The sequence below is a fragment of the Methylomonas koyamae genome (genome assembly GCF_019669905.1).
GTDB classification, from domain to species: Bacteria; Pseudomonadota; Gammaproteobacteria; order Methylococcales; family Methylomonadaceae; genus Methylomonas; species Methylomonas koyamae.
This window is the reverse complement of record NZ_AP019777.1, coordinates 2,863,363-2,886,603: the sequence shown is the minus strand read 5'-3', so window position 1 is coordinate 2,886,603 and position 23,241 is coordinate 2,863,363. Positions and strand designations below refer to the sequence as shown.

18 protein-coding genes are annotated in these 23,241 nt (G+C 58.9%); 5 read left to right on the top strand and 13 right to left on the bottom strand.

Annotated features, from left to right (window positions below):
• Positions 1 to 186 precede the first annotated feature (186 nt).
• The 3 genes from MKFW12EY_RS12940 to MKFW12EY_RS12930 form a co-directional block, all read right to left on the bottom strand.
• Positions 187 to 399 carry a hypothetical protein gene (locus tag MKFW12EY_RS12940; RefSeq protein WP_054761644.1) on the bottom strand — a complete coding sequence of 71 codons (213 nt, stop codon included), beginning with the start codon at positions 397 to 399 and terminating at the stop codon, positions 187 to 189.
• Entirely contained in the window at positions 396 to 956 is a 561-nt protein-coding gene (locus MKFW12EY_RS12935; protein WP_054761645.1) for a hypothetical protein, read from the bottom strand. Before MKFW12EY_RS12935 ends, MKFW12EY_RS12940 begins: the two co-directional genes overlap by 4 nt.
• Positions 957 to 1,216: 260 nt before the next feature.
• Positions 1,217 to 2,587: an OpgC family protein gene (locus tag MKFW12EY_RS12930; RefSeq protein WP_221053135.1), complete on the bottom strand. Its 1,371-nt coding sequence runs from the start codon at positions 2,585 to 2,587 to the stop codon at positions 1,217 to 1,219.
• 154 nt (positions 2,588 to 2,741) lie between these two features.
• Here MKFW12EY_RS12930 and MKFW12EY_RS12925 point away from each other — a divergent pair, with 154 nt between their 5' ends.
• Both MKFW12EY_RS12925 and MKFW12EY_RS12920 read left to right on the top strand, forming a co-directional pair.
• Positions 2,742 to 3,410: a response regulator transcription factor gene (locus MKFW12EY_RS12925; protein WP_221053134.1), complete on the top strand. Its 669-nt coding sequence runs from the start codon at positions 2,742 to 2,744 to the stop codon at positions 3,408 to 3,410.
• The gene (locus MKFW12EY_RS12920) at positions 3,410 to 4,798 is read left to right on the top strand and encodes a sensor histidine kinase (protein ID WP_221053133.1); all 1,389 of its coding nucleotides are present in this window, start codon (positions 3,410 to 3,412) and stop codon (positions 4,796 to 4,798) included. Before MKFW12EY_RS12925 ends, MKFW12EY_RS12920 begins: the two co-directional genes overlap by 1 nt.
• Positions 4,799 to 4,801: 3 nt before the next feature.
• Here the strand turns inward: MKFW12EY_RS12920 and MKFW12EY_RS12915 are convergent, their stop codons facing one another.
• Both MKFW12EY_RS12915 and MKFW12EY_RS12910 read right to left on the bottom strand, forming a co-directional pair.
• Positions 4,802 to 5,299 carry a PepSY-associated TM helix domain-containing protein gene (locus MKFW12EY_RS12915; protein ID WP_245006304.1) on the bottom strand — a complete coding sequence of 166 codons (498 nt, stop codon included), beginning with the start codon at positions 5,297 to 5,299 and terminating at the stop codon, positions 4,802 to 4,804.
• A gap of 45 nt (positions 5,300 to 5,344) precedes the next feature.
• On the bottom strand, positions 5,345 to 5,659 hold the full coding sequence (locus tag MKFW12EY_RS12910) for an RNA polymerase sigma factor (RefSeq protein WP_082410037.1): 315 nt from the start codon (positions 5,657 to 5,659) through the stop codon (positions 5,345 to 5,347).
• 272 nt (positions 5,660 to 5,931) lie between these two features.
• Here MKFW12EY_RS12910 and MKFW12EY_RS12905 point away from each other — a divergent pair, with 272 nt between their 5' ends.
• On the top strand, positions 5,932 to 7,065 hold the full coding sequence (locus MKFW12EY_RS12905) for a sensor domain-containing diguanylate cyclase (RefSeq protein ID WP_221053132.1): 1,134 nt from the start codon (positions 5,932 to 5,934) through the stop codon (positions 7,063 to 7,065).
• Here MKFW12EY_RS12905 and galE read toward each other — a convergent pair.
• The 5 genes from galE to MKFW12EY_RS12880 form a co-directional block, all read right to left on the bottom strand.
• On the bottom strand, positions 7,062 to 8,108 hold the full coding sequence (galE, locus tag MKFW12EY_RS12900; protein WP_054758961.1) for a UDP-glucose 4-epimerase GalE: 1,047 nt from the start codon (positions 8,106 to 8,108) through the stop codon (positions 7,062 to 7,064). The two genes, MKFW12EY_RS12905 and galE, sit on opposite strands and share 4 nt — an antisense overlap.
• Before the next feature lie 15 nt (positions 8,109 to 8,123).
• Positions 8,124 to 8,981, bottom strand: a complete 858-nt coding sequence (gene ttcA, locus MKFW12EY_RS12895; protein WP_054758963.1) for a tRNA 2-thiocytidine(32) synthetase TtcA — start codon at positions 8,979 to 8,981, stop codon at positions 8,124 to 8,126.
• Between the two features lie 47 nt (positions 8,982 to 9,028).
• On the bottom strand, positions 9,029 to 10,249 hold the full coding sequence (gene fabB / locus MKFW12EY_RS12890; RefSeq protein WP_221053131.1) for a beta-ketoacyl-ACP synthase I: 1,221 nt from the start codon (positions 10,247 to 10,249) through the stop codon (positions 9,029 to 9,031).
• Between the two features lie 10 nt (positions 10,250 to 10,259).
• Positions 10,260 to 10,775 (bottom strand): 3-hydroxyacyl-[acyl-carrier-protein] dehydratase FabA, encoded by a 516-nt coding sequence (gene fabA / locus MKFW12EY_RS12885; RefSeq protein ID WP_054758965.1) that lies wholly within the window; start codon positions 10,773 to 10,775, stop codon positions 10,260 to 10,262.
• Between the two features lie 76 nt (positions 10,776 to 10,851).
• Positions 10,852 to 12,768: a transglycosylase SLT domain-containing protein gene (locus MKFW12EY_RS12880; RefSeq protein WP_221053130.1), complete on the bottom strand. Its 1,917-nt coding sequence runs from the start codon at positions 12,766 to 12,768 to the stop codon at positions 10,852 to 10,854.
• Between the two features lie 69 nt (positions 12,769 to 12,837).
• Here MKFW12EY_RS12880 and MKFW12EY_RS12875 point away from each other — a divergent pair, with 69 nt between their 5' ends.
• Both MKFW12EY_RS12875 and MKFW12EY_RS12870 read left to right on the top strand, forming a co-directional pair.
• Entirely contained in the window at positions 12,838 to 14,667 is a 1,830-nt protein-coding gene (locus MKFW12EY_RS12875) for an ABC transporter ATP-binding protein (protein ID WP_054758971.1), read from the top strand.
• Positions 14,664 to 15,497, top strand: a complete 834-nt coding sequence (locus MKFW12EY_RS12870) for a PHP domain-containing protein (protein ID WP_221053129.1) — start codon at positions 14,664 to 14,666, stop codon at positions 15,495 to 15,497. Before MKFW12EY_RS12875 ends, MKFW12EY_RS12870 begins: the two co-directional genes overlap by 4 nt.
• A gap of 6 nt (positions 15,498 to 15,503) precedes the next feature.
• Here the strand turns inward: MKFW12EY_RS12870 and MKFW12EY_RS12865 are convergent, their stop codons facing one another.
• From MKFW12EY_RS12865 to MKFW12EY_RS12855, 3 genes are read right to left on the bottom strand one after another with little or no spacing between them, the layout of a single operon-like run.
• Positions 15,504 to 18,341, bottom strand: a complete 2,838-nt coding sequence (locus MKFW12EY_RS12865; RefSeq protein WP_221053128.1) for an EAL domain-containing protein — start codon at positions 18,339 to 18,341, stop codon at positions 15,504 to 15,506.
• The gene (locus MKFW12EY_RS12860; protein WP_054758982.1) at positions 18,338 to 20,485 is read right to left on the bottom strand and encodes a putative bifunctional diguanylate cyclase/phosphodiesterase; all 2,148 of its coding nucleotides are present in this window, start codon (positions 20,483 to 20,485) and stop codon (positions 18,338 to 18,340) included. Before MKFW12EY_RS12860 ends, MKFW12EY_RS12865 begins: the two co-directional genes overlap by 4 nt.
• On the bottom strand, positions 20,486 to 23,239 hold the full coding sequence (locus tag MKFW12EY_RS12855) for a response regulator (protein WP_221053127.1): 2,754 nt from the start codon (positions 23,237 to 23,239) through the stop codon (positions 20,486 to 20,488).
• Between the last annotated feature and the right edge of the window lie 2 nt (positions 23,240 to 23,241).

The window sequence follows — 23,241 nt, the reverse complement described above, 5'->3', positions numbered from 1 at the left end:
AGCTCCTGATGCAGGATCGCAATTTGCCCGGCCGAGCCGCCGAAACTGATAAAGCCTAGTTTCAGCCAGAATTTGCTGGCTGAGGCTCGGCGGAGCTTACTGCGGATTTTCGTTCATGGCGGAGGCGTCAGGATTGGATGGTCGGCGGACGGGCGCCGGTTGATAGTTTCGCGGCGGTAATAGCCGTCAGCGCAGCCATTTTCTGACCCAGATATGGCGGCCCCAATACAAAAATACCGGGAACACGCCCCACCAGAAAAAATGTTCGAGCCGGCCGGTCGATTCGTCGCCGTAAGGTACGACGAAAGCCGGAACCGCCAGCATCCAGATCGCGGACAAAACCAGGGCGGCTTTGTTTTTGCGGTTTAACCGCCTGAACCAAGTGATTGTTCTGATCATGTCTCGTCTCCGTCGAGGCTGCGGACTTTCGAGCGCAGGAAGGTGCAAATCAACGATACCGCCACGATGGCCGCCGCAAACGCGGCGCAGGCCCACAGAAAGGATTGCACGTAACCGATAATCACCGCGCAGCCCACCAGAAAAAAACCCAGGAAGCTGAATTCCCAACCGACGTGGTAGCCGTCCAGCATGGCCGCCAAGCCTAAAATCAGCAGTATCATCAAGTCGGCGCTGACGCCGGATAATTGGCCGGACTTGTTCAGAAACGACGCGGCGATTACGACGACGACGGTATGCAGCCAATGCATGGCCTGCGCTTTCAAAACCAGGCCGAAATCGGCGTCACCGCTTTTGGCCTGCAACCAGGCGACGAACACCGAAAGCAAACCGAACACGAACACCATGGCCAGCCAGTAACCGTAGCCGTCGTCCGGATTGAAATCGGTAATATAGATTCCGGCCAGAGACAACAGAACCAGCAAAATAAACACGGTTTGTTCGATAACAACGTAGCGCTTGCCGGGTTCGGTTTCGGGCGTTGGCGGTTCTTGGTACATGCTTGGGCTTCCTGAAAAATGGTTCGGTTGAGGCAATAGGGTCGGTTCGACGTTGCCGTGGCGCTTATCCGGTGTGCGCCAGCATAGCGCGGCATCGGCGCATACGTAAACCCGGTTCGCTGCCGCGCGCGGGGCGAACCTGTCAAAACAGTCCGCCGTTGATCGGAAAATGGGCGCCTAGGCTGGCGTGATAGTTCAGCATGATTGCCGGCACCCCGCAATCTAAACCGGGATCGGCCGTTTATCCGCTTCGCCCGATTCTACAACTGGCGTTGAGCTACGGCTTCGGCATCCTCGCTAGCCGGGGTAGTTCCGGTTTTCAGCAGTTCGCCGCTCGGCGGTGGCGCCATCGGTGGCGCTTCCGCCACGACGGGCGGGCTTGCGCCGTCTTGGCTCCGAAGCAACAACAACGGCGTAGCGGCTGCGCAAACTAGCACGGGCAGGGCGGCAGCTTGTTTCAGCCCTAGACCGAACCACAGCGCCGGCCGGGTCGGCTCGCGGCCGACGTTGGCCCGGTGGGCCGATTGCCACGGCTTGGTTTCCAGCCAAGCCAACAGTTGAGCGATGGCCATTAGGACGGCAATGCCGGCGAGGTTGACCGCCGCAGTAACCAGATGCTCCCGGCCGGCCCGATCCAGCGCCATTCCGCCCAGATATGACAAAGCCATGCCGCATAAAAACACCGCCAGCGATTGCCGCCCCATATCCGCCACCCAGCGCGCCGGACCTCGTTCCAGGCGTGCCGCGATTCCGGCGGGAATTTGTCCGGCCAGATAGGCCAATGCCAATAAATGTAGCCAGCGCAACGCGCCGAGGTGGCTTTTGTCCAGCAACGGTTCCAGGTGTGCCCGCAGTTCCAGCAATAGGCTATGGCCGGTATAGAACGGTTCGTAGGCCAACGGCACGGCCAAGGCCGCCAGCAGCGCGCAGGCCCAAGCCAGACCCGGCCGATAGCCGGGTTGCGGCAGCCATCCGGCCGCGAAGGCGAAGCCGGAAAAAAACAGCAGTTGCCAGCAGAACGGATTAAAAAACCATGGCCGGCCGCCGTTCGGCTCGCCGCTCAGTTCCAGGCCGTAGTACCAGGCTAGGGCGTAAACCAGCAGCGAAGCCGCCAAAGCCAGGTATTTGCTAACCAGAGACAGGCTCCAGGCCAACGGCACCCAGGCCAGTAACACCAGGTACAAGGGCAGGATGTCGAAATAATTCGGCACGTAAGCCAATGCAAATAAATCGAAAACGGCTTGCTGCGTGTCGTTAAAAAAATAAGCGATGTTCAATTGTTGAATGTAATCGGTTCCCGGCAGCCAGCGGTTGCCGAACACGCAAATGGCCGCCATTGCCAAAAACGACGCCAGGTGCGCGGCGTAAATCTGGGCGCAACGCAGGAATACCCTGACGCTGCCCAGCGCCAGACCGGCTTGGCCGAAGCAGCGGCCGTAGGCGACGGCGGAGACGTAGCCCGATAAAAACACGAATATCTCCGCCGAATCGCTGAAGCCGAAACGTGACGGCGTGTACCAGAACCAGGGATTGCCCGGCATGTGGTTGACGAAAATAACCAACAGTGCAACGCCGCGAAAAAAGTCCAACCGCCGATTGCGCGGTTGCGCGGGCACTAATGTCGATTCCATAATGAACTCTCCGTTGTGTCGGGTATCTTGCCGTTGGCGGTTCCGGTAGCGGGAGCGGCCGGTTCGACTGCACACCCAGCGGCTGCAGCCGGTTTTAATTCCGCCACTTTACCGGCGTAACCTTTCATCAACCTTTCATTAGCGGGAACGGCGCATGAGAATTTTACTGGTCGAGGACGATCAGGCCTTGGCCGACGGCCTGTCGCACAGTTTGAGCGAGTGGGGATTCGACGTCACGTTGGCGCGGACCGGCGCTTTTGCCGTCGGGGCTTTGAGTACGCAACCCTTCGAACTGGCGATTCTCGATCTGGGGCTGCCGGATATGGACGGGCGCGAAGTGTTGCGGGAATTGCGGGGACGGCGGCAGTCGCCGATGCCGGTGTTGATACTGACGGCGCGCGACGGCCTGAACGACCGGATCGGCGGTTTGCAACTCGGCGCCGACGATTACATGACCAAGCCGTTCGAATTGCTGGAATTGGAAGCGCGGGTCAGAGCGTTGTTGCGCCGCAGCCAGGGCGGCTTCGACCACGATATTCGTTTCGGCGGCCTGGTTTTGGATACCCGCCAACAACAGGTTAAGGTGCGCGGCGAGTTGCTGCAGTTGCCGCCGCGCGAGTACGGCGTTCTGGAGGCACTGTTGTTGCAGGCCGGGCGCGTGGTCAGCAAGGACCATATCGCCCAACGCTTGGCGGTGCGTTCCGAAGAGCTGGCGGATAACGCCATCGAAGTCTACATCCACCGGTTGCGCAAGCGGCTGGAACCCTATGCCATCGGTATTCGCACCTTGCGCGGTCTGGGCTATCTGCTGGAGCAACACTGATGCGCAAACCGCAGAGTCTGAGAGCGCAGTTGCTGGCGCGGCTGACGCTGCCGTTGATCGCGGTTGTCGTGCTGGATGCCGCCGTGTCTTATTTCGTCGCGCTGCACTACGCCGACCGCGCTTACGACAGTTGGCTGCTGGATTCGGCCAAATCGCTGGCGCAGGAAGTGAAAACGCAAAAGGACAAAGTCACGTTCGATTTGCCGCCGATTGCGGTCGAAGTGTTCCGTTGGGACGCTATGGACAAGACCTTTTTCAAGGTGGAGTCGGCGGCGGCCGGATTCATCGCCGGCGACAGGGCGCTGCCCGGCCCGGCGATGGCGGCGATGGCGGCCGATGCGCCGTTGTTCTCCGACGGCGAAATCCAGGGGCGTAAGGTCCGCATCGTTTCGGTGCTGACCGCGTCGGCCGGCGGCGATAGCGGCGACGTGCTGGTGTCGGTGGCGGAAACCTTGAACAAGCGGCGCGGCATGATGAACGAGATTTTGCTGGCGGTGGTCGCGCCGCAATTGTTGCTGTTGTTGGTCACCGGGCTCCACATCTGGGTCGGCATCAATCGCGGCCTGAGCCCGTTGCACGATCTGGCGACGCTGATCGGCCAGCGTTCGGCGCGGGAACTGAACCCGATTCCGGATACCAACGTGCCGCTGGAAGTGCGGTCCTTGACCCACACCATCAACGCGTTGCTGCAGCGTCTGGGTTCGGCGCTGGCCGCCCAGCAGCGTTTCATCGAAAACGCCGCCCACCAATTACGCACGCCGCTGGCCGGGCTGAAAGTCCATGCCGAGCGGGCTTTGGCCGCGGACAGCCCGGATGCGATGAAACCGGCGCTGAGCCACATCAAACATTCGGCGGACCGGGTAGCGCATTTGAGTTCGCAGTTGCTGGTTCTGGCCGGTTCCGAATCGGTATCGCAGGGTTCGCGGCCGTTTCGGAGCCTGGATTTGGCCGCGCTGGCCAAAGCCTGTTGTATGGATTGGGTGTATAAAGCCCTGGAACAGGAAATTGAATTGGGATTCGACGCGCCGCGCAGCAGGGTTTCGATCAAAGGCGACGAAACCCTGCTGCGGGAGTTGCTGAACAATCTGTTGGATAACAGTATTTGTTACAGCAATCCGGGCGGCCGTATCAATGTAACCGTGCTGGCCGATCCGCCCGGCTGGGTGGTCAAGGATGACGGTCCCGGTATCCGGCCGGAGGAAGCGGACCGGATATTCGAGCGGTTTTACCGGATTCCGGGCAGCCGCGGCGAAGGCTGCGGTTTGGGCCTGGCCATCGTCAAAGAGATCGCCGATCTGCACGCGGCGCGGATTGACGTGGGTCCCGGCATCGACGGCAAAGGTATCGGGATTAGCGTGTGCTTCGGCCGGCAAACTCGAGCCGGCTAGGCGTTAGCGGTCGGTACGGTGGCGATCCAGCTCTTCGGCCGCGCGCCTGGCGCGGCATTTTTGCCGCCAGCGTATCACTCCGGTAACGAACAGCACCGGACAAGCCAAATCGCTCGACAACACCAAAATCCGCCCCGGCCATCCAAAAGCGTAACCGCTATGCAACGGCCATTGCCAATCCAGTAATACATCGCCGGCCGAACCGCTGCCGGAGTCATACATTTTCAGTATATCGCCGCTGTATTGATCTATCGCGATTTCCCGGTAACCGATATATTGGCTCAGTTCGCTCACATCGCGTTTCCAGACATAGTAAATGCCTAGCTCATCCGCCGGTGGGCTTAACATCCACATTTGTCCGTCCGGATACCGCTGATTGGCGATTGCCTCGGCTTGGCCCGGCGTAATGGCCTTTTTGCCGGGTATATAACGCGAATGAATTTTTGCCGATTCCATGCCTTCCCAGGCATTGGGCCGCTGCAGCGGCGAAAATTGCTTCACCAAGACATTGACCTGCTCCGGTAAGTTGAAATCCCCCCGAGAACATCACCGCCAACAGGCCGGCAAACTATCCACCAGGCTGTACTGGCCGTCGTGTTCGTCTTCTAGCGTATGGCTCGACCGCAGGCTGACGTTTTCTTTGCGCAAATGGTCGAGCGCCAGGTTTTTCGCGATCTGGTAGAGGAAGGGCTTGGGATAGGCGACTTCCTGGTTTTCCAATGCGTGCAGCATTTTCAGGTAGGCTGAGTGCGCCAAGTCTTCCGCCGTTTGCGGGCAACCGACGATGCCGAATATCGCGCGTATCAGGGAGTCTCTATGGTTCAAAAACAAGATATCGATATTGACGGCAAGATCGTTCATGTTGACCGGAGGCCCGACACTTTGGCTGCAAATGGAGAGAGATCGATGCAGGATATGTACCAGCGGCAAAAGTCCCTCGCAGCGTGGCAACGGCGTAAATCTGCGGCAAATGCTCTAGCGGCGCTGGCAATTGGCTTATTTTCCGGTTAATCGGCCACGGTTCCCGTCGCCGGCGGGGCCGGCCGCGGGTCGGTGTCTAGCCGCGGCCGGCCAGGGTCGAGTCGCGCGCATTTTTCCCGAAAACTGCTAGTCTTATGCGCTTGACAAAGCGGATGAGGTCGAGATTGGAAGACGATATCACTACAGAACTGCGCGTGCTGGAAAGTCATTTGGACGGCATGTTGAGCCGCGTGCAGCATAACAGTCTGACGTTGAAACGCCTGCAAAGCTACGAGATGCGTCTGCTGGCAATGAACACGCTGGCGGAGATGATCGAGTTTATTCTGGCCGAGACCAAAATCCTGTTCGGCCTGGATGTGGTCAACTTGTGGTTGGTCGATCCGAAGAACGAGATTGCGGCGTATCTGGACGGCGACCATTACGATTACAAGCGCCGCGAGGGTTTGCTGCTGATTAACCAGGAATCGCCGCTGGGCGACAGTTTCGACGGTTGCAAACAGCCGGTGCTCGGCGGCTACCGGTCCAGCGACTGCGAACGTTATTTCTCGGCGTCGTTGGCTAAAAAGCCGGCCTCGGTCGTAATTGTGCCTTTAGTGCGGCGCGATAAATACCTTGGATCGTTGAATCTGGGCAGTTACCGCAGCGACCGCTTCGTGCAAGGCATGGCGACCGATTTTATCGAGCATATCGCCTCGGTGATCAGTATCTGCCTGGAAAACAACCTGAACGTCGAGACCATGCGCCGCACCAGCCTGATCGATCCGTTGACCGGCGTCAACAACCGGCGCTTTCTGGAACAGCGGATAGAAGAAGAATTGGACCGCAGCCAACGCACTCGCGAACCTTTGTCCTGCCTGTTTTTGGATATCGACTATTTCAAACGCATCAACGACGGTTACGGCCACCAGGCCGGCGACCACGTGTTGGCCGCGGTGGCGACGCTGATCAAAAAACAGTTGCGCAACAACGACGTGCTGGCCCGTTACGGCGGCGAGGAGTTCGTGGCGCTGTTGTCGCAAAGCGATAACAAACATGCCGTCGAAATCGCCGAGCGGATTCGTATCTGTATTGCCGAATTGCGGATTTTGTTTGCCGAACAAACGATTCCGGTGACGATCTCGGTCGGTGTCGCCACCTATCAACCGGCTTTTGCCAAGAAAAAGCCGGTGGCGGAGATTGCGTTGCAATTGATCCAAACCGCCGACGCCGCGCTTTACGAAGCCAAGCGCAACGGGCGCAATCGGGTCGAAAACGGCGGTTTGGTGCTGCGGATGGATGCGGCTTAGTGGTAGCCGTTCGGGTTGCGGCTTTGCCAGCGCCAGGTATCGGCGATCATTTGGGTTAAATCGCGTTCCGCTTTCCAGCCCAGTTTTTGTTGCGCCAGGCTAGGGTCTGCATAGCAGGCGGCGACGTCGCCGGCGCGGCGCGGTGCGATTTTGTAAGGCACGTCTCGACCGGTCACCTGGATAAAGGTGTTGACCATTTGCAATACGCTGTAACCGTTGCCGGTGCCCAGGTTGACCGCGTCGCAGACCGCAGCGTTTGCCGGCTGGCTCAGCAGATATTGCAAGGCTTTGATGTGGCCTTGCGCCAGATCGACCACGTGGATGTAATCTCTCACGCCGGTGCCGTCGACGGTAGAGTAGTCGTCGCCGAAGATCGACAGCATCGGCAATTTGCCGATCGCGACTTGCGACAAATACGGCATCAGATTGTTGGGGATGCCGTTCGGATCTTCGCCGATCAGACCGCTGCTGTGGGCGCCGATCGGGTTGAAGTAGCGCAGGATGGCGGTCTGCCACGGATTGGCGGACTGGTTAAGCCGGTCGGCGTTGCCGGCGTCGCGCAGAATTTCCTCGATAAACAGTTTGGTGCGGCCGTAAGGATTGGTCGCTTGCAGCGGAAAACTCTCCAGAATCGGTACCGTGTGCGGGTCGCCATAAACGGTTGCCGACGAACTGAACACCAAACGTTTCACACCGGCTTCCGCCATCGTTTCCAGCAAAACCTGGGTGCCGTAGATGTTGTTGCGGTAATAGCTGAGCGGTTGCTGGCAGGATTCGCCGACCGCTTTCAAGCCGGCAAAATGAACGACGGCGTCGATACTGTGGTTTTGGAAGATGCGGGCAAGGGCCGCGGCGTCGGTGATATCGGCTTGGTAAAACAACGGCGCTTTACCGGTGATGGTTTCGATGCGGCGGAGCGCTTCGATTTTACTGTTGCTGAGGTTGTCGACGATAACGATATCGAAACCGTTATCCAGTAATTCGACGCAGGTATGACTACCGATGTAGCCGGTGCCGCCCGTCACTAGGATGGTTTGTGCCATATTTCCGTTCCATGTTTAGCGTTCGAGTATGTCCAGTCCCGGCTCGTCGGAGACGACGCGGGCCAGGGTTGAGTTGGGGTCGCGGCGCAAGCCGGCAAAGTCGAACAAACCGGTATCGAGCATTTGCGACGGGGCGATGTTTTGCAGGCCGGCGAAGATGGTTTCGATCCGGCCGGGGAATTGTTTGTCCCAGCCGTTCAGCATTTGCTTCATCGCTTTACGTTGCAAATTCTCCTGCGATCCGCACAGGTTGCAGGGAATGATCGGAAACTGTTTGAAAGCGGCGAAGCGGTTGATGTCTTTCTCGCGGCAGTAGGCCAGCGGCCGGATCACGATATTCTGCTTGTCGTCGCTGAGCAGTTTCGGCGGCATCGCTTTTAGTTTGCCGGCGTAAAACAGGTTCAGGAAGAACGTTTCGATGATGTCGTCGCGGTGGTGGCCCAATGCGATTTTGGTGATGTTGTGCTCGCGGGCGAAACCGTATAGCGTGCCGCGCCGCAAGCGTGAGCATAGGCTGCAGGTGGTCTGGCCTTCCGGAATGATGCGTTTGACGATGCTGTAGGTGTCGTGTTCGATAATGTGGAACGGCACGCCGATCGACGTCAGGTATTCCGGCAGTACGTGTTCCGGAAAACCGGGTTGCTTCTGGTCCAGATTGACGGCGATGATTTCGAAATTGACCGGCGCCGTTTTCTGCAAATTCAACAGAATGTCCAGCATCGTGTACGAATCCTTGCCGCCGGACAGGCAGACCATGACTTTGTCGTCCGGCTCTATCATGTTGAAATCGGCGATCGCTTCGCCGACACTGCGCCTCAGGCGCTTTTGCAGCTTGTTGAACTGGGTACGGGATTTTTGGCTGGGATCGGACATGGTGCGAAGAGGGGGCGGCCCGGCGGAAAGCGCAGGCCGCTTAGCAGTTAACCGTTGTAGCGTTGGAAGATCAGCGTGGCGTTGGTGCCGCCGAAGCCGAAGCTGTTCGACATCACTGTATTCAACGTCACGTTGTCCTGATATTCGCGGATGATAGGGATGCCGGCCGCGCCGGGATCGAGCTGGCTGATGTTGGCCGACGCGCTCAAGAAATTTTCTTCCATCATCAGCAGCGAATAAATCGCTTCGTTGACGCCGGCCGCACCGAGTGCGTGTCCGGTCAGGGATTTGGTCGAGCTGACTCTGGGCACGGCATCGCTGCCGAATACCGCGCGCATCGCTTCCAACTCGCGGGTGTCGCCGACCGGCGTGCTGGTGCCGTGGGCGTTGATGTAGTCGATCGGATCGTGCACGGTCGCCAGCGCCATTTGCATGCAGCGCACGGCGCCTTCGCCGGAGGGTTGCACCATGTCGTAGCCGTCGGAAGTGGCGCCGTAGCCGACCAATTCGGCGTAAATTTTGGCGCCGCGGGCCTTGGCGTGCTCGAGTTCTTCGATCACCAAAACGCCGCCGCCGCCGGAAATCACGAAGCCGTCGCGGGTTTCGTCGTAGGGGCGAGACGCGGTGTCAGGGGTATCGTTATATTTGGACGACAATGCCCCCATCGCATCGAACATCACCGACATGGTCCAATGCAGCTCCTCGCCGCCGCCGGCAAACACGACATCTTGTTTGCCGAGCTGAATCAGTTCCTGCGCGTGGCCGATGCAGTGAGCGCTGGTTGCGCACGCCGAACTGATCGAATAATTGACGCCTTTGATCTTGAACGGCGTGGCCAGGCAGGCGGTGTTGGTGCTGGACATGGCGCGGGTCACCATGTACGGCCCGACTTTTTTGACGCCTTTGGAGCGCAGGATGTCGGCGGAATCGACCAGATTCGAGGTAGACGGTCCACCGGAACCCATTACCAAGCCGGTGCGGATATTGGAAATGTCGTTTTCGTCCAGGCCGGAATCGGCGATGGCTTGTTCCATTGCCAAATAATTGTAGGCGGCGCCGTCGCCCATGAAGCGTTTGATCTTACGGTCTATCGCCTCGTCCAGATCGATGTTGACCGGACCGTGGACATGGCTTCTGAAGCCCAATTCCTGGTAGACCGGAGCGTGGACGATGCCGGAACGGCCGCTCCGCAACGAAGCGACGACTTCGTCCCGGTTATTGCCGATACTGGAAACGATCCCCAAACCTGTTACAACCGCGCGTCTCATGATGGTTTCCTTAGAAATCCTGAGTGGAAGTAAATAAGCCGACCCGCAAATCGGTGGCTTCGTAGATTTGTTTGCCGTCGACTTCCATGACCGCATCGGCGATGCCCATCACCAGCTTGCGCATAATGACGCGTTTCAAGTCGATTTTGTAAGTGACTTTTTTGGCGGTCGGCAATACTTGGCCGGTAAATTTGACCTCGCCGCAGCCGAGGGCACGGCCTTTACCGGGGCCGCCGAGCCAACACAAGTAGAAACCGATTAGCTGCCACATCGCATCCAGACCCAGACAGCCCGGCATTACCGGGTCGCCTTGGAAATGGCAGGCAAAAAACCACAGCTCGGGGTGGATATCCAGTTCGGCGATGATTTCGCCTTTGCCGTATTTACCGCCTTCGTCGGAAATGTGGACGATACGGTCCATCATTAGCATGTTGGGAAGCGGTAGCTGCGCGTTTTCCGGGCCGTAAAGTTCGCCCCGGCCGGACATTAACAACTCTTCGCGCGTGAAACTGTGCTGCTTCTCCATCCAATGATTACCTGATTCGTCGGTTCAAAAACATCCAACATTATCCAATAATCGGCTTAAAAAATCAGCTCAATTTTTATCCCGGCATTACGTCGCGCAGCAGATCGTCAAGTTTCAGCGAGTTCCGTTGCAGGCGTTGCTGGTAGATCAGGCTATACATTAAAACCGACGCGACGTAGCCGCGGGTCTCCTTGTACGGGATGTTTTCGATCCAGATATCGGCCGGTTGGCTGCGGCCGCTGGGCAGCCAGCGTTTGATCTTGCTGGCGCCGGCATTATAGGCCGCCGCCGCCAGGGCATAGTGGCCATTAAACTGGCCCAACAGCTTCTTGAAATAAAACGCGCCGTATTTCAGGTTCAGATCGGGTTGAAACAGGCTGTCGTCGTCGCCCCAACGGTCGCGCAGATCGGCGGCGATTTGCCGGCCGGTTTGCGGCATGACCTGCATCAAACCTTTCGCGCCGGCGGGCGAGTCGGCCTGGCTGTCGAAGGCACTTTCCTGGCGGACCAAGCCGTAGATGATGGCCGGGTCCAGTTGCCGTTCCGCGGCGTTTTGGCCGATTTCCCGGCTATATTCCAAAGGGAAGCGCAATTCGAGGTCGTCCCAGTGGTTGGCTTTGGCGACGGTAGCGATCGCTAGCGCCGGCGCGCGCCAGCGTTGCGCCAGTTTGGCCGCTGCCGGCAATAAACCTTGCTCCAGTCTGGCGACGGCAAATTGCCATTGGCGTCTGGCTTCCGCCGGCCGCTTCAATGCCAGCAGTTCGCTTGCGGCCTGGAAATCGGCTCTATCGCTCAAGGCTTGCAGTTCCGTTTCGGTGACCAGTAACGGCCGGTGTGCCAACGCTATTGCCTGGCCGGACTTGGCGGCGGCCAAAAATCCGTAAAAACTGCGGTTTTTTGCCAATTCGGCAAATTCGCTGGCGGCGGCTGCGCCTTGGCCGGTTGCCGCCAATGCCCGCGCCTGCCAGTAACGCCACTTGTCGCGGGTTTTTTCTTCGCCGTTCAATCGGTCGATGGCGGCCATTACCCCCGGCCAGTTCTGAATGTTCAACGCCGCCCGCACTCGCCATTCCCGGCTCGATTCGTCGTCGGCTGCCAAACGCGATAGGCGTTGGTAGGCTTGGGCGTCGTGTTTCAACGCCAGCGCCATGGCCAATTGCTTTTCGATATCGGCGGCGCGTGCCGGTGCCAGCGTTTGCAAGGGCTTTTCCTGGTCCCAAAATTGCGCCGCCGCTACGGCGTCGCGTTCCAGCCAGCGTTCGACGGCATGGCCGAACAAGTCCGCGGCCTGTGCCGGACGCTGGCGCCACTCGGTTTCGGTCTGCACGCTTTCCGGCTGCCGGTGCAGTTTCAGCCAGAGTCCGGCCAACTCCAGTTCGCTGCCGGTTAGATAGCGGGTCAGGTATTCGGCCAGTGCGGCGTTGCCGCGTTTCAACGCGGCGTGGAAACGTTGCCAGATCAGATCGGGGGTGAAGTAGGGCGAAGCTTGGTAGGCGGCGAACAGGCCGTCGCAAGTGTTCGGCTGCGACTTGCCGCTTAGCCAAAGCGTGCGGGCCAGACTGAACGCTTCCGAGCTTTGGCCGGTTTCCAAGTAGGCCAGGCCGGCATAACATTGCAATACGCCGTCGTCACTGCCTTGGTAATATCGCAGAAAATCCTGCCACCGTTGTTGTTCCCCCAAATAAACCAGCCATTTCGGTTTGAGCAGCCCGGCGTAGCGGCTGGCTGCGTGATCGGCCAGGAATTGGCGTATCTCGCTGTCGGCGGACAAGCGGCCTTTCAGCCACTGGTATTGCAAATACGGATACAGCGGGTAAGTTTTCAGCGTGGCGGCAAGCTGGCGGTAATCGGCTTCGCGGTCGGCGGCGATGGCTTGTTCTGCCTGAACGAAACGTTGGCGTGAATCGGCCTGATCCGCCTCGCCGGAGGTTGCCGCCGCCGGCAGCAGGCTGCCGATCGCAGCGGCCAGCACCAAATGTAGGATAAAAGACATGACAGCTTCCCCGATAGCCGGACCATTAGGCCCGGCTATCAGTTTTGCCGCGGCCACCGGACCATTATAATGGCTAAATCTAACCGAATCCGTTTCCCGACTTTGAAAATCATCGAACCTGCAAGCCACTTCGAATACTCCTGGCGTTATATCTACGGTATCGCCCTCCAACACAAGCAGCAATTGCTGGCCGGACACCTGATGGCGATTTTGGCCACCTTGGCCAGCGTGCCGGTCCCCTTGTTGATGCCGTTGCTGGTCGATGAAGTGCTGTTGCACCATCCCGGCATGGTTTTGACGACGCTCGATCCCTGGTTGCCGGCGGAATGGCGCACACCGATGGTGTATATCGGTGCGATTTTGCTGGCCAGTTTGTTGCTGCGGCTGTTCGCGTTGGTATTGAACATCAGCCAGACCCGCCAGTTTTGCAACATCGCCAAGGACGTGGTGTTCCGGATCAGGGCCAGCCTGGTCGAGCATTTGCAACATATCTCGATGTCGGAATACGAAAGCCTGGGCAGCGGTACGGTCAGTTCGCATATGGTGACCGATCTGGATACCCTGGATAACTTCATCGGTACCACGATCAGCAAATTGCTGGTCGCGGTATTGACGGTATTCGGCACTGCATTGATCTTGCTGTGGATGCACTGGCAACTGGGTTTGTTCATCATTTTCCTGAACCCGTTGGTGATTTATCTGGCCAAGGCGGTCGGCTCGCGGGTCAAGGAGTTGAAGGCCAACGAGAATAAGGCCTATGCCGCCTTCCAGCAGGCGTTGAGCGAGACGCTGGAAGCGATACACCAGATTCGCGCCAGCAACCGCGAGGAGCATTACTGCCGGCAATTGGTCAACAGCGCGCTGGCCGTGAAAAACCATTCCACGGTCTATGCCTGGAAAAGCGATGCGACGGTGCGGCTCAGTTTCCTGACCTTCTTGTTCGGCTTCGATATCTTTCGGGCGACTGCGATGCTGATGGTGCTGTATTCCAATCTCAGCATCGGCGAAATGCTGGCGGTGTTCGGCTATTTGTGGTTCATGATGGCGCCGGTCCAAGAGATCCTGAGTATCCAGCAGTCGTTCTATGCCGCGAAAGCAGCGTTGACGCGGGTCAATCAATTGGCCCGGCTGGAACGCGAACCTTATTACCCGCATCTGGCCAATCCGTTTTTGGGTAAGAAAACCGTTTCGGTCAGCGTCGAGGATTTGCACTTCAGTTATAAGGACGAGCCGGTGCTTAACGGTATCAACCTGTCGATTCCGGCCGGCGAAAAAATTGCGCTGGTCGGCGCCAGCGGCGGCGGCAAATCGACCTTGGCGCAAACGCTGATCGGACTTTATCCGCCCGGCACCGGCATGATTTATTTCGACGGCGTGCCGTTGGACCGGATCGGATTGGACGTGGTGCGCGAGCACGTGGCAACGGTGCTGCAGCATCCGGCGCTGCTGAACGATACCATCCGCGCCAATTTGACCTTGGGCCGCGACATTGCCGATGCTGCCTTGTGGCAGGCGCTGGAAATCGCCCAGTTGAAAAACGTCGTGGCGGACTTGGCGGACGGCTTGGATACCGTGGTCGGCCGCCAGGGCATGCGCCTGTCCGGCGGCCAACGCCAGCGCATGGCAATTGCGCGGATGATCGTCAGCCAGCCGGCGGTCGTGATTCTGGACGAAGCCACCTCGGCGCTGGACACCGAAACCGAATATAAACTGCATCAAGCCCTAAACGGCTTCCTGGCGGGGCGCACCACGATCATCATCGCCCACCGTTTGAGCGCGGTGAAACAGGCCGACCATGTCTACGTGTTCGAACAGGGCCGAATCTGCGAGCAAGGCAAACACGAAGCGCTGATTCAGCAAAACGGTTTGTACGCCAAACTCTACGGCGATTACCAATGAGCGACTTAATCTACGATTTGCATTGCCATTCGACGGCGTCGGACGGCGCCTTGCCGCCGGCCGAACTGGTCAACCGCGCCAAACAGCAAGGCGTCGGCGTCCTGGCATTGACCGACCACGACACCGTGGCCGGTTTGGCCGAAGCCCGGCGGGCGGCGCAGGAGTGCGGCATCCGTTTGGTGTCGGGCATCGAATTGTCCGCCGGCTTCGACAGCCATTGTCTGCATATCGTCGGTCTGAACATCGATCCGGCTAACAGCCGCCTGCTGGAAGGCATCGCCCGGCAGCAGGTCACGCGCGAGGAGCGTGCGCAAAAAATCGCGCAAAAGTTGGTCAAGAAAGGCATTCCGGATGCCTACCCAGACTTGCGCGCCGCAGCCGGCAACGGCGAAATTACCCGGCTGCATTTTGCCGATTTTCTGGTCAAACATGGCTACGTCCAGACCCAGCAGGACGCGTTCGACCGTTACTTGAGCAAAGGTAAACCCGGCTACGTGCCGACCGCCTGGACGGCGTTGGCCGAATGCGTGGACTGGATCCGCCAAGCCGGCGGCGTTGCAGTGCTGGCGCACCCGTTGCGCTACAAGCTGAGTACGAAATGGTTGAACAAGGTATTGACCCAGTTCGCGGCGGCGGGCGGGCAGGGGATAGAAGTCGTCACCGGCCGCGCCAGCATCGACGATATTCGCTTGAGTTACGGCTTGGCGCTAAAACACGGCTTGTATGCTTCGCAGGGTTCGGATTTTCACGCGCCGGGCAACCAGTATGTGGAATTGGGTCGGCTGGCGGCGCTGCCGGCCGGCGCCGAACCGGTCTGGAATCTGTTCTGACCCGGTTCAGTCCGCGTCGAACAAAGCGCCGAATTCGTCCGGCGGCAACGGTTGGTTCCAATAAAAGCCTTGGGCTTTGTGGCAGCCGAGCTGGTGCAGGCGTTCGGCCTGTTCCTGGGTTTCTACACCTTCGGCCAGCGTCAGCAGGCCCAAGGTGTCGCCCAATTGCACGATGGCTTGGACGATGGCGGCGTCTTCGGCCTTGCCCGAACTCAAATCCTGGATGAAGGATTGGTCTATCTTCAGTTTGTTGACGGCGAAACGCTTCAGATAGCTGAGCGAGGAGTAGCCGGTGCCGAAATCGTCGATCGCAAAGCTGACGCCCAGCGCTTTCAGCGCGGCGATTTGCTGGATCACGGTGGCCGTGTCGAACATCAACACCGATTCGGTCAGTTCCAATTCCAGGTATTCCGCTGCCAGCCCGGATTCGGACAAGGCCGATCTCACCGATTCCAGCAGATTGCCGCGTTTGAACTGCAACGCCGAAATATTGACCGTCACCAACAATTTGTAGCCGGCGTCGTGCCAAACCCGGTTTTGCCGGCAGGCCTCGCGCAATACCCAGTCGCCGATCGGCACGATCAGGCCGTTATCCTCGGCAATCGGGATGAATTTGGCCGGCGGAATCATCGCCCCGTTTTTCGGTTGCCAGCGCAATAAGGCTTCGGCGCCGATGATCCGGTTGTCGCGAATCGAATACTGCGGTTGGTAGTGCAGGCGGAATTCGTTTTGCTTCAACGCCGCGCGCAGGCCGTTCTCGATGTTCATGCGTTCGATCGAGGCCAGGTTCATGTCATGAGAGAAGAAGCGGAAGGTATTGCGGCCTTCGTTTTTGGCCGCATACATCGCGGTATCGGCTTTGTTCAACAAACCGTGGAAATTCAAGCCGTCGTTGGGGTAGAGGCTGATGCCGATACTGAACGAGGTGCATACGGTGACGCCTTCGATCAGGAACGGCTGGTTCAGTTGGTCGAGAATTTTCAGCGCGATTTGGGCGATGGTGTCGATGTCGGGGATGTCGGTCAGAATGATGATGAATTCGTCGCCGCCTTGTCGGCAAACCGTATCGACTTCGCGGACGCATTGGCACAGCCGTTCGGCGATGCCCTGCAGCAGGCGGTCGCCGACGTCGTGGCCCATCGTATCGTTGATGTTTTTAAAATGGTCCAGATCCAGAAACAACAAGCCGACCAGGCTGCTGTTGCGCAAGGCATGGGCCATGGCCTGGTCGAAACGGTCGCGCAGCAAGGTCCGGTTCGGCAGGTTGGTCAGCGGGTCGTGGCGGGCCAGATATTCGATCTGGGCTTCGGCCGCCTTGCGCTCGGTGATGTCCGAAAAAATGCCGATGTAATGGCTGACCGCACCGTGCGGACCGCCGATCATCGAAATTCCCAGCCAGGCCGGATAGGGTTCGCCGTTTTTACGGGTGTCCCAGATTTCGCCCTGCCAGTAACCGTTTTCCTTCAAGGCTTGGCGGATGCGGCGGAAGTGGCCGCTGTCGTTGTGCTCGGAATCCAGCATTGCCGGTTTTTTGCCGAGGACTTCTTCGGCGCGGAAGCCGGTGATATTGGTGTAGGCCTGGTTGCTGGAGACGATGCTCAGGTCCGGCGCGCAGAGAAAGATCGCTTCGCCGCTGTTTTCGAACACCTTTGCCAGCAATTTCAAACGCTCGGCGGCGGTTTTGCTCTCTGTGATGTCGGTATGGGTACCGAGCATGCGCAGCGGACGGCCGTCGGCATCGCGTTCGACGATGCTGCCGATCGACAATATCCACTTCCAGCCGCCGTCGGCGCAGCGCAAGCGGTATTCGAGCCGGTATTCGCCGATTTCGCCGGCGATGTAGGCCCGGTAGCGTTCCAGCGCCGCTTGGCGGTCGTCGGGGTGCAGCCGTTCGGCCCAGGCGTCGATGTCGGCCGAAAATTCGGCGGCTTCGTAGCCGAGCATCGCCGAGTATTCGCGGTTGACGATGGTTTTGCCGGTCCGCGGGTCGATGTCGAAAAAGCCGAGTTTGGCCGCCTGCATCGACAAGCGCAGGCGCTCCTCGCTGTCGCTCAGCGCTTGTTGGGTGCGGCGCACTTCGCTGATATCGTGGGCCAGGCCGTTGACGGCGATGACCTGGCCCCGCTCGTCGAAAATCGGCGTCGCATTCAGGCTTAACAGGCGGTTGCCGCCGTCCCGGCAGCGTAATTCCATTTCGTAATTGGGCGGTTTGCGGCCGGCTAAACTGGCCTGGGTATGGCTGCGCGCGGTCCGGTTGATCGGGTTATCGGTAGCCAGCGCAAAACAATCGCCCAGCAACTGCTCGGTCGGATAGCCGAGAATCTGTTCCACCGACGGCCCGAGATAACTGAACGCGCCTTGCCGGTCCAACGAGAACAGAAAATAATCCGAACTCAAACTCTCGACCAATTCGCGGTAGCGCTGTTCGCTGCGCTGCAGCAGATTTTGCTGTTCGATCAGATTTTGCGTGGTGCGGTGGGCACGCAATACGTATTCGATCCGGTGCGGCAGCAGCGGCCATTGCACCGGTTTGCCGATGAAATCGGTAGCGCCGAGGCGAAAGGCCTGTTCCACCGCGCCGGTATCTTCGATTGCCGTCATCATGACGATGGGCGTGGCGTCGGGCAAGGCGCGTATCTGCTGCAGGCAGGCGAAACCGTCCAGTTCCGGCATCATGACATCCAGCAACACCAGATCGGGTTGTTCCTGGCAAAACAAACGCAAACCCTCGCGGCCGTTTTCGGCTTCCACGGTCCGGTACTGGTGGGCGCGCAATACCTGGCCTACCAGCATTCGGACCATAGCGTCGTCGTCGACGATCAGAATCTTCGGTTGGGCCGTCATCGCGGGATCGGGTCGGCGGCCGACCGGCTATCGAACACTCTGGCAAACTCGGCGAATTCGGTGGCCGGCATCGGCCGCTGGTAAAGAAAGCCCTGCACCACCGTGCAGCCGTTATCCAGCAGAAAGTTGGCCTGGTCCTGGTTTTCGACGCCTTCGGCCACCACTTCCAGCGACAGCGCCTCGGCCAGGGCCAAAATTGCCGTGGTAATCGCCATGTCGTCTTCGTTGTGCGGCAAGTCGCGGACGAAGCTGTGGTCTACCTTCAGTTCCGATATCGGCAGTTTTTTCAAATAAGACAACGAAGAGTAACCGGTACCGAAATCGTCGATGCTGATCCTGACGCCTAACGCCTGCAGTTCGCGCAATGTGACCAAGGCATCCTCGACGTTGTGCAGCAAGATGGTCTCGGTGAGTTCCAGTTTCAGATAGCGCGGCTCCAGCCCGATTTGCGCCAACACTTCGCGGACGTGGCCGCCGAAACCGGGTTGGCGGAACTGGTTGGCCGAAACGTTGACCGCCATCACCAGCTCCGGACCGTCGCCTTGCCGGCGCCAGTCCAGCACTTGGCGGCAGGCGTTTTCCAACACCCAATTGCTGATCTGCGCGATCAGCCCGGAATCTTCGGCAATCGGGATAAATTGCGACGGGCCGATCAAACCCAATTCCGGGTGGCGCCAGCGGATCAGAGCTTCGCAGCCGACCACCCGGTGGCGGCGAATGTCGATCTTGGCCTGGTAATACAGTTCCAGCTCGTCGCGTTCGATGGCTCGGCGCAGGCTGTTTTCCATCGCCAGTTTGTGGAAGGCGGCCACGTTCAGCGATTTGCTGAAGAACTGGTAGTTGTTGTGGCCGTATTCGCCGGCGTGGTTCATCGCGAATTCGCCGTTCTTGATGAAACTGTCTTCGTCCATGCCGTCGCCGGGGTAGACCGCGATGCCGATATTGATGCCCAGGAACAGTTCCGTGGTTTCGACCGGAAACGATTGCTGCATGATCTGAAAGATGCGCTTGGCGACTTTGACGCTGTCGCGGGTGTCTTGAACCCGGTTCAGCAACACGGTAAAGGTACTGCCGCCCAGCCGGGATACGGTCATGTTCGCCAGATCGAACTCCGACGTGGCCGATACGAAATCGCATTCCCTAACTTCGGCGACCAGCCGGTCGGCGAACATTTTCAGCACGTGGTCGCCGATTTTCGGCCCCAGCGTTTCGTTGATGCGTTTGAAGCGGGCGATACTGATGAACAGCGTCGACAACGCCGAGCCGTAGCGGTCGCAATAGGCCATGGCCTGGCCCAGAATCTCCTTGAACAGCGTGCGGTTGGGCAATCCGGTCAGCGGGTCGTAATAGGACAAAAACCGTACCCGTTCTTCGATGTTGCGGCGTTCGGTAATGTCCTGAATCGCGCCGCGGATGCGTTCGACCGTATCGTTCTCGACGATGGGTTCGCCTTGGATGTGAATTACCCGGTCGCCGCCGTCCCGGTGCGATACCGGTAATTCGATACGGAAGCTCAACTTGTTTTTCAGGCACAAGTCGATGGCCTGCTGCAGTTTTGCCGCCTCCGAAGCTTCCACCCGGTTCAACAAATCCTGCAGTTTCAACTCCCGGTGCAACGGCTCGATGTCGAGAATGTTGAAGATTTCCTCGGAACATTGAGCCGAGTCGCTGGCAACGTGCCAGTCCCAACTGCCGAGCTGGGCGATTTTTTGCGCTTTGCGCAATTCGGCTTCGCTTTGGGCCAATGCCGACAACGTGGCGACCGAGCGCAGCAGGTAACGCAAGCGGTGGGGCAAGGTCGGCCAACTGATCGGCTTGGCGATAAAGTCGGTGGCGCCCAATTCGAACGCGCGGTTGACCGAATCCAGGTCGTCCACCCCGGTCAGCATTACGATCGGCAAGATCGAGTTGCCCGGCATCCGGCGGATGGTTTGCAGGCAGTCGAAGCCGTTCGAGTCGGGCAGCATTACGTCCAGCAACACCAGATCGGGTTTGCGGCTGGCGCACAGATCCAGGCCCTGGCGGCCGTCCGCGGCGCAAACCACGTCGAACCCTTCGCGCTGCAGAATTTCCCGCAACATCAAACGCACCATGTCGTCATCGTCGATTGCCAGAATCAGATGGGGGGCGGGTGGCTGTTGCATTTACAAAGTTGCGGCGGGAAGTTGTTGCAGGATTGCTTTATAGGCGGTTTGCAAGGATTCGGCAATACGACTATCGAACGCCAGCGTGTTGTCGCGGGCTGCATGTTCGAGGTTGCGGGCCAATTCCGCCAATGGCGCGGCGCCGATATTGGCCGCGGTCGATTTCAGGCTATGTGCAGCCTGGCGTACCTCGGCGCTTTGCCGGTTCTCGATCGCGATTTCAATCGCGCGGATCTGCTGCGCGGCGTTTTCCCGGAACAGGCGTAACACTTCGCTTACCAATTCGTCGCCGCCGATCTGGCGCAGCGAACGCAATTCGGCCGAATCGAATGCCGTCCGGCCGGCTTCGGCCTGCGCCAGGGCCGGCGCCGGGGCAGGGCCAGGCTGCGAATCGCCGATCAGCGCTCGGATTTTGTCGTGCAGGGTTTTTTGCAAAAACGGCTTGCTCAGATAATCGTCCATGCCGGCGCGCAGGCATTTTTCGCGGTCGCCTTCCATCGCGTTGGCGGTCAAGGCGATGATCGGCGTCCGTTTGCCGCCGCCGGCCTGCTCCATTTCGCGGATGCGTTGGGTGGCGGTGTAACCGTCCATGACCGGCATCATGCAGTCCATCAGGATCAGGTCGGCCGGTTCGGTTCGGAACAGATCCAATACTTCCTGGCCGTTGCCGGCGCAGATCAAGGTATAGCCCAATTGGCGAAGCATCGCGCTACAGATTTTCTGGTTGACCGGATTGTCTTCCGCCAACAGGATGCGCAGTCCGGGCGGCGGTGCAACCGGTTTGGTTTCCGCCGTGGCCTCGGCGCCGGGCGGCAGCAAGCGTAAAAGGGTGTCTTGCAAGGTACGCCGGTAAACCGGCTTTTGCAGATGCACGTCGCAGCCGCAACTGCGGATCTCGGCCATTTCCGCTTGGTCCGCGCTGGAGGAAATAATCACCAGCCGCAACCGGGTAAAGCGGTGATCGCTGCGTATGCGCCGGGCCAATTCGGTGCCGTTGATGCCGAGCATGCGCATATCCAGCAGCGCGATATCGAAAAATTGGCCGGAACGCGCGCTCTGGTCCAAGATATCCAGCGCGTGGCTGCCGTTTTTGGCCACGCGGAAATGCATGCCGAATTCCGCCAGGTGATTTTCCAGGATTTTGGCGTTGGTGGCGTTGTCTTCCACCACCAATACGTATTTGCCGGCTAAATTGGCCTGCGCAGCGGCCTTGGCCGGCAGCGGCGCCAGGGCTGGGCGTAGCGGCAAATAGACGCTGAACACCGAACCGACCTGCGGTTGGCTTTCGACCTGAATTTTGCCGCCCATCAATTCGCACAGTTCCTTGCTGATGACCAAGCCCAGACCGGTGCCGCCGTATTTTCGCGTGGTCGAGCCGTCGGCCTGGCTGAAGGCCTGAAACAGCCGGGCCAAGGCGTCGCGGTTCATGCCGATGCCGGTATCGCTGATCTTGAATTCCAGGCACAGGCCGGCGGCCGTTGCACATTGTTCCGGTTCGTAGTTACGGACCTGAAGCTTGACTTCGCCGGCCTCGGTGAATTTGACCGCGTTGGACAACAAATTGGTCAGGATCTGGCGTAAGCGGTAGGGGTCGCCGCGGACCTCTTTCGGCGTGGCCGGATCGATTTCGCAAATCAGGCGAATGTTCTTGCTGCTGGCACGCTCGAAGAACAGCGTACCAAGCTGGTCGATTAAATTGCTCAGGCTGAAATCGGTTTCCTCCAGCTCCAGTTTGCCGGCTTCGATTTTGGAGAAATCCAGGATGTCGTTGATGATGGTCAGCAGCGAATCGGCCGAGCTGAATACGGTCTCGGCATATTGGCGCTGGGTCGGATTCAATTCCGAGCCGAGCAGTAATTCGGTCATGCCCAGCACGCCGTTCATCGGCGTGCGGATTTCGTGGCTCATCGTCGCCAGAAATTGGGATTTGGCGATGCTGGCGGCCTGTGCGTCCAATACCGCCTGGCGCAAGTCGGCGGTGCGCAGATCGACTTCGCGTTCCAGGCAGCCGCGCTGGTTTTCCAGCTCGGCATCGCGTTGTTGGATGCGTTCGATCATCTGGTTGAAACTCCGCACCAGTTGGCCGATTTCGTCGCTGCTTTCGCCCTTGGCCCGCACCATGTAATTGTTGTCGACCGATACCTGTCTGGCCAGTTGCGACAACCGGGTCAAGGGTGCGGCGATCGAAGCGGCCAGGCGGCGGCCGAACCACACCGCAAACATGAAGGCGGCCAGCATCGCCAGCAGAATCTGGCCGAGGTTGATGGCGACTGCCCGCCACAGTGGGCGCAAATCGATCAACACCCGCAAATAGCCGATCACTTCGCCGTTATCGTCCGGCAGCGGGTTCAACGTGATCAGGTTCAACAGCCGCATTTTTTGCCCGAGTAATTCTTCCTGGGCCTTAATTAAGGTGGGCGGGAAACTGTCCCGTGCCGCCTGGGCCGGATAATGGGCGAAAATGCCGCCGTCCCGGCCATATAGCTGCGCGGACTGAATTTCCGGTTTGCCGCGCAAAGTAGCCAGTATGTCGGAACCGGTTTTGGCGTCGCCGAACAACAATGCGGCGCCGGCGCTGAAGCCTATCATCTTGCCCAGCGAGCGGATGTCGTTGAGCAGTTCGTTTTTTTCCTGCCAGACCTGGGTGACGCTGACGATAGCCAAAGTCAACGCCAAAGCCAGCGCCAGCGTGACGGCTTGCAGGCGCTGCAGTTTGTAGGTCATCGGCATGTCGACTAATTTGTCCCGGATCATGG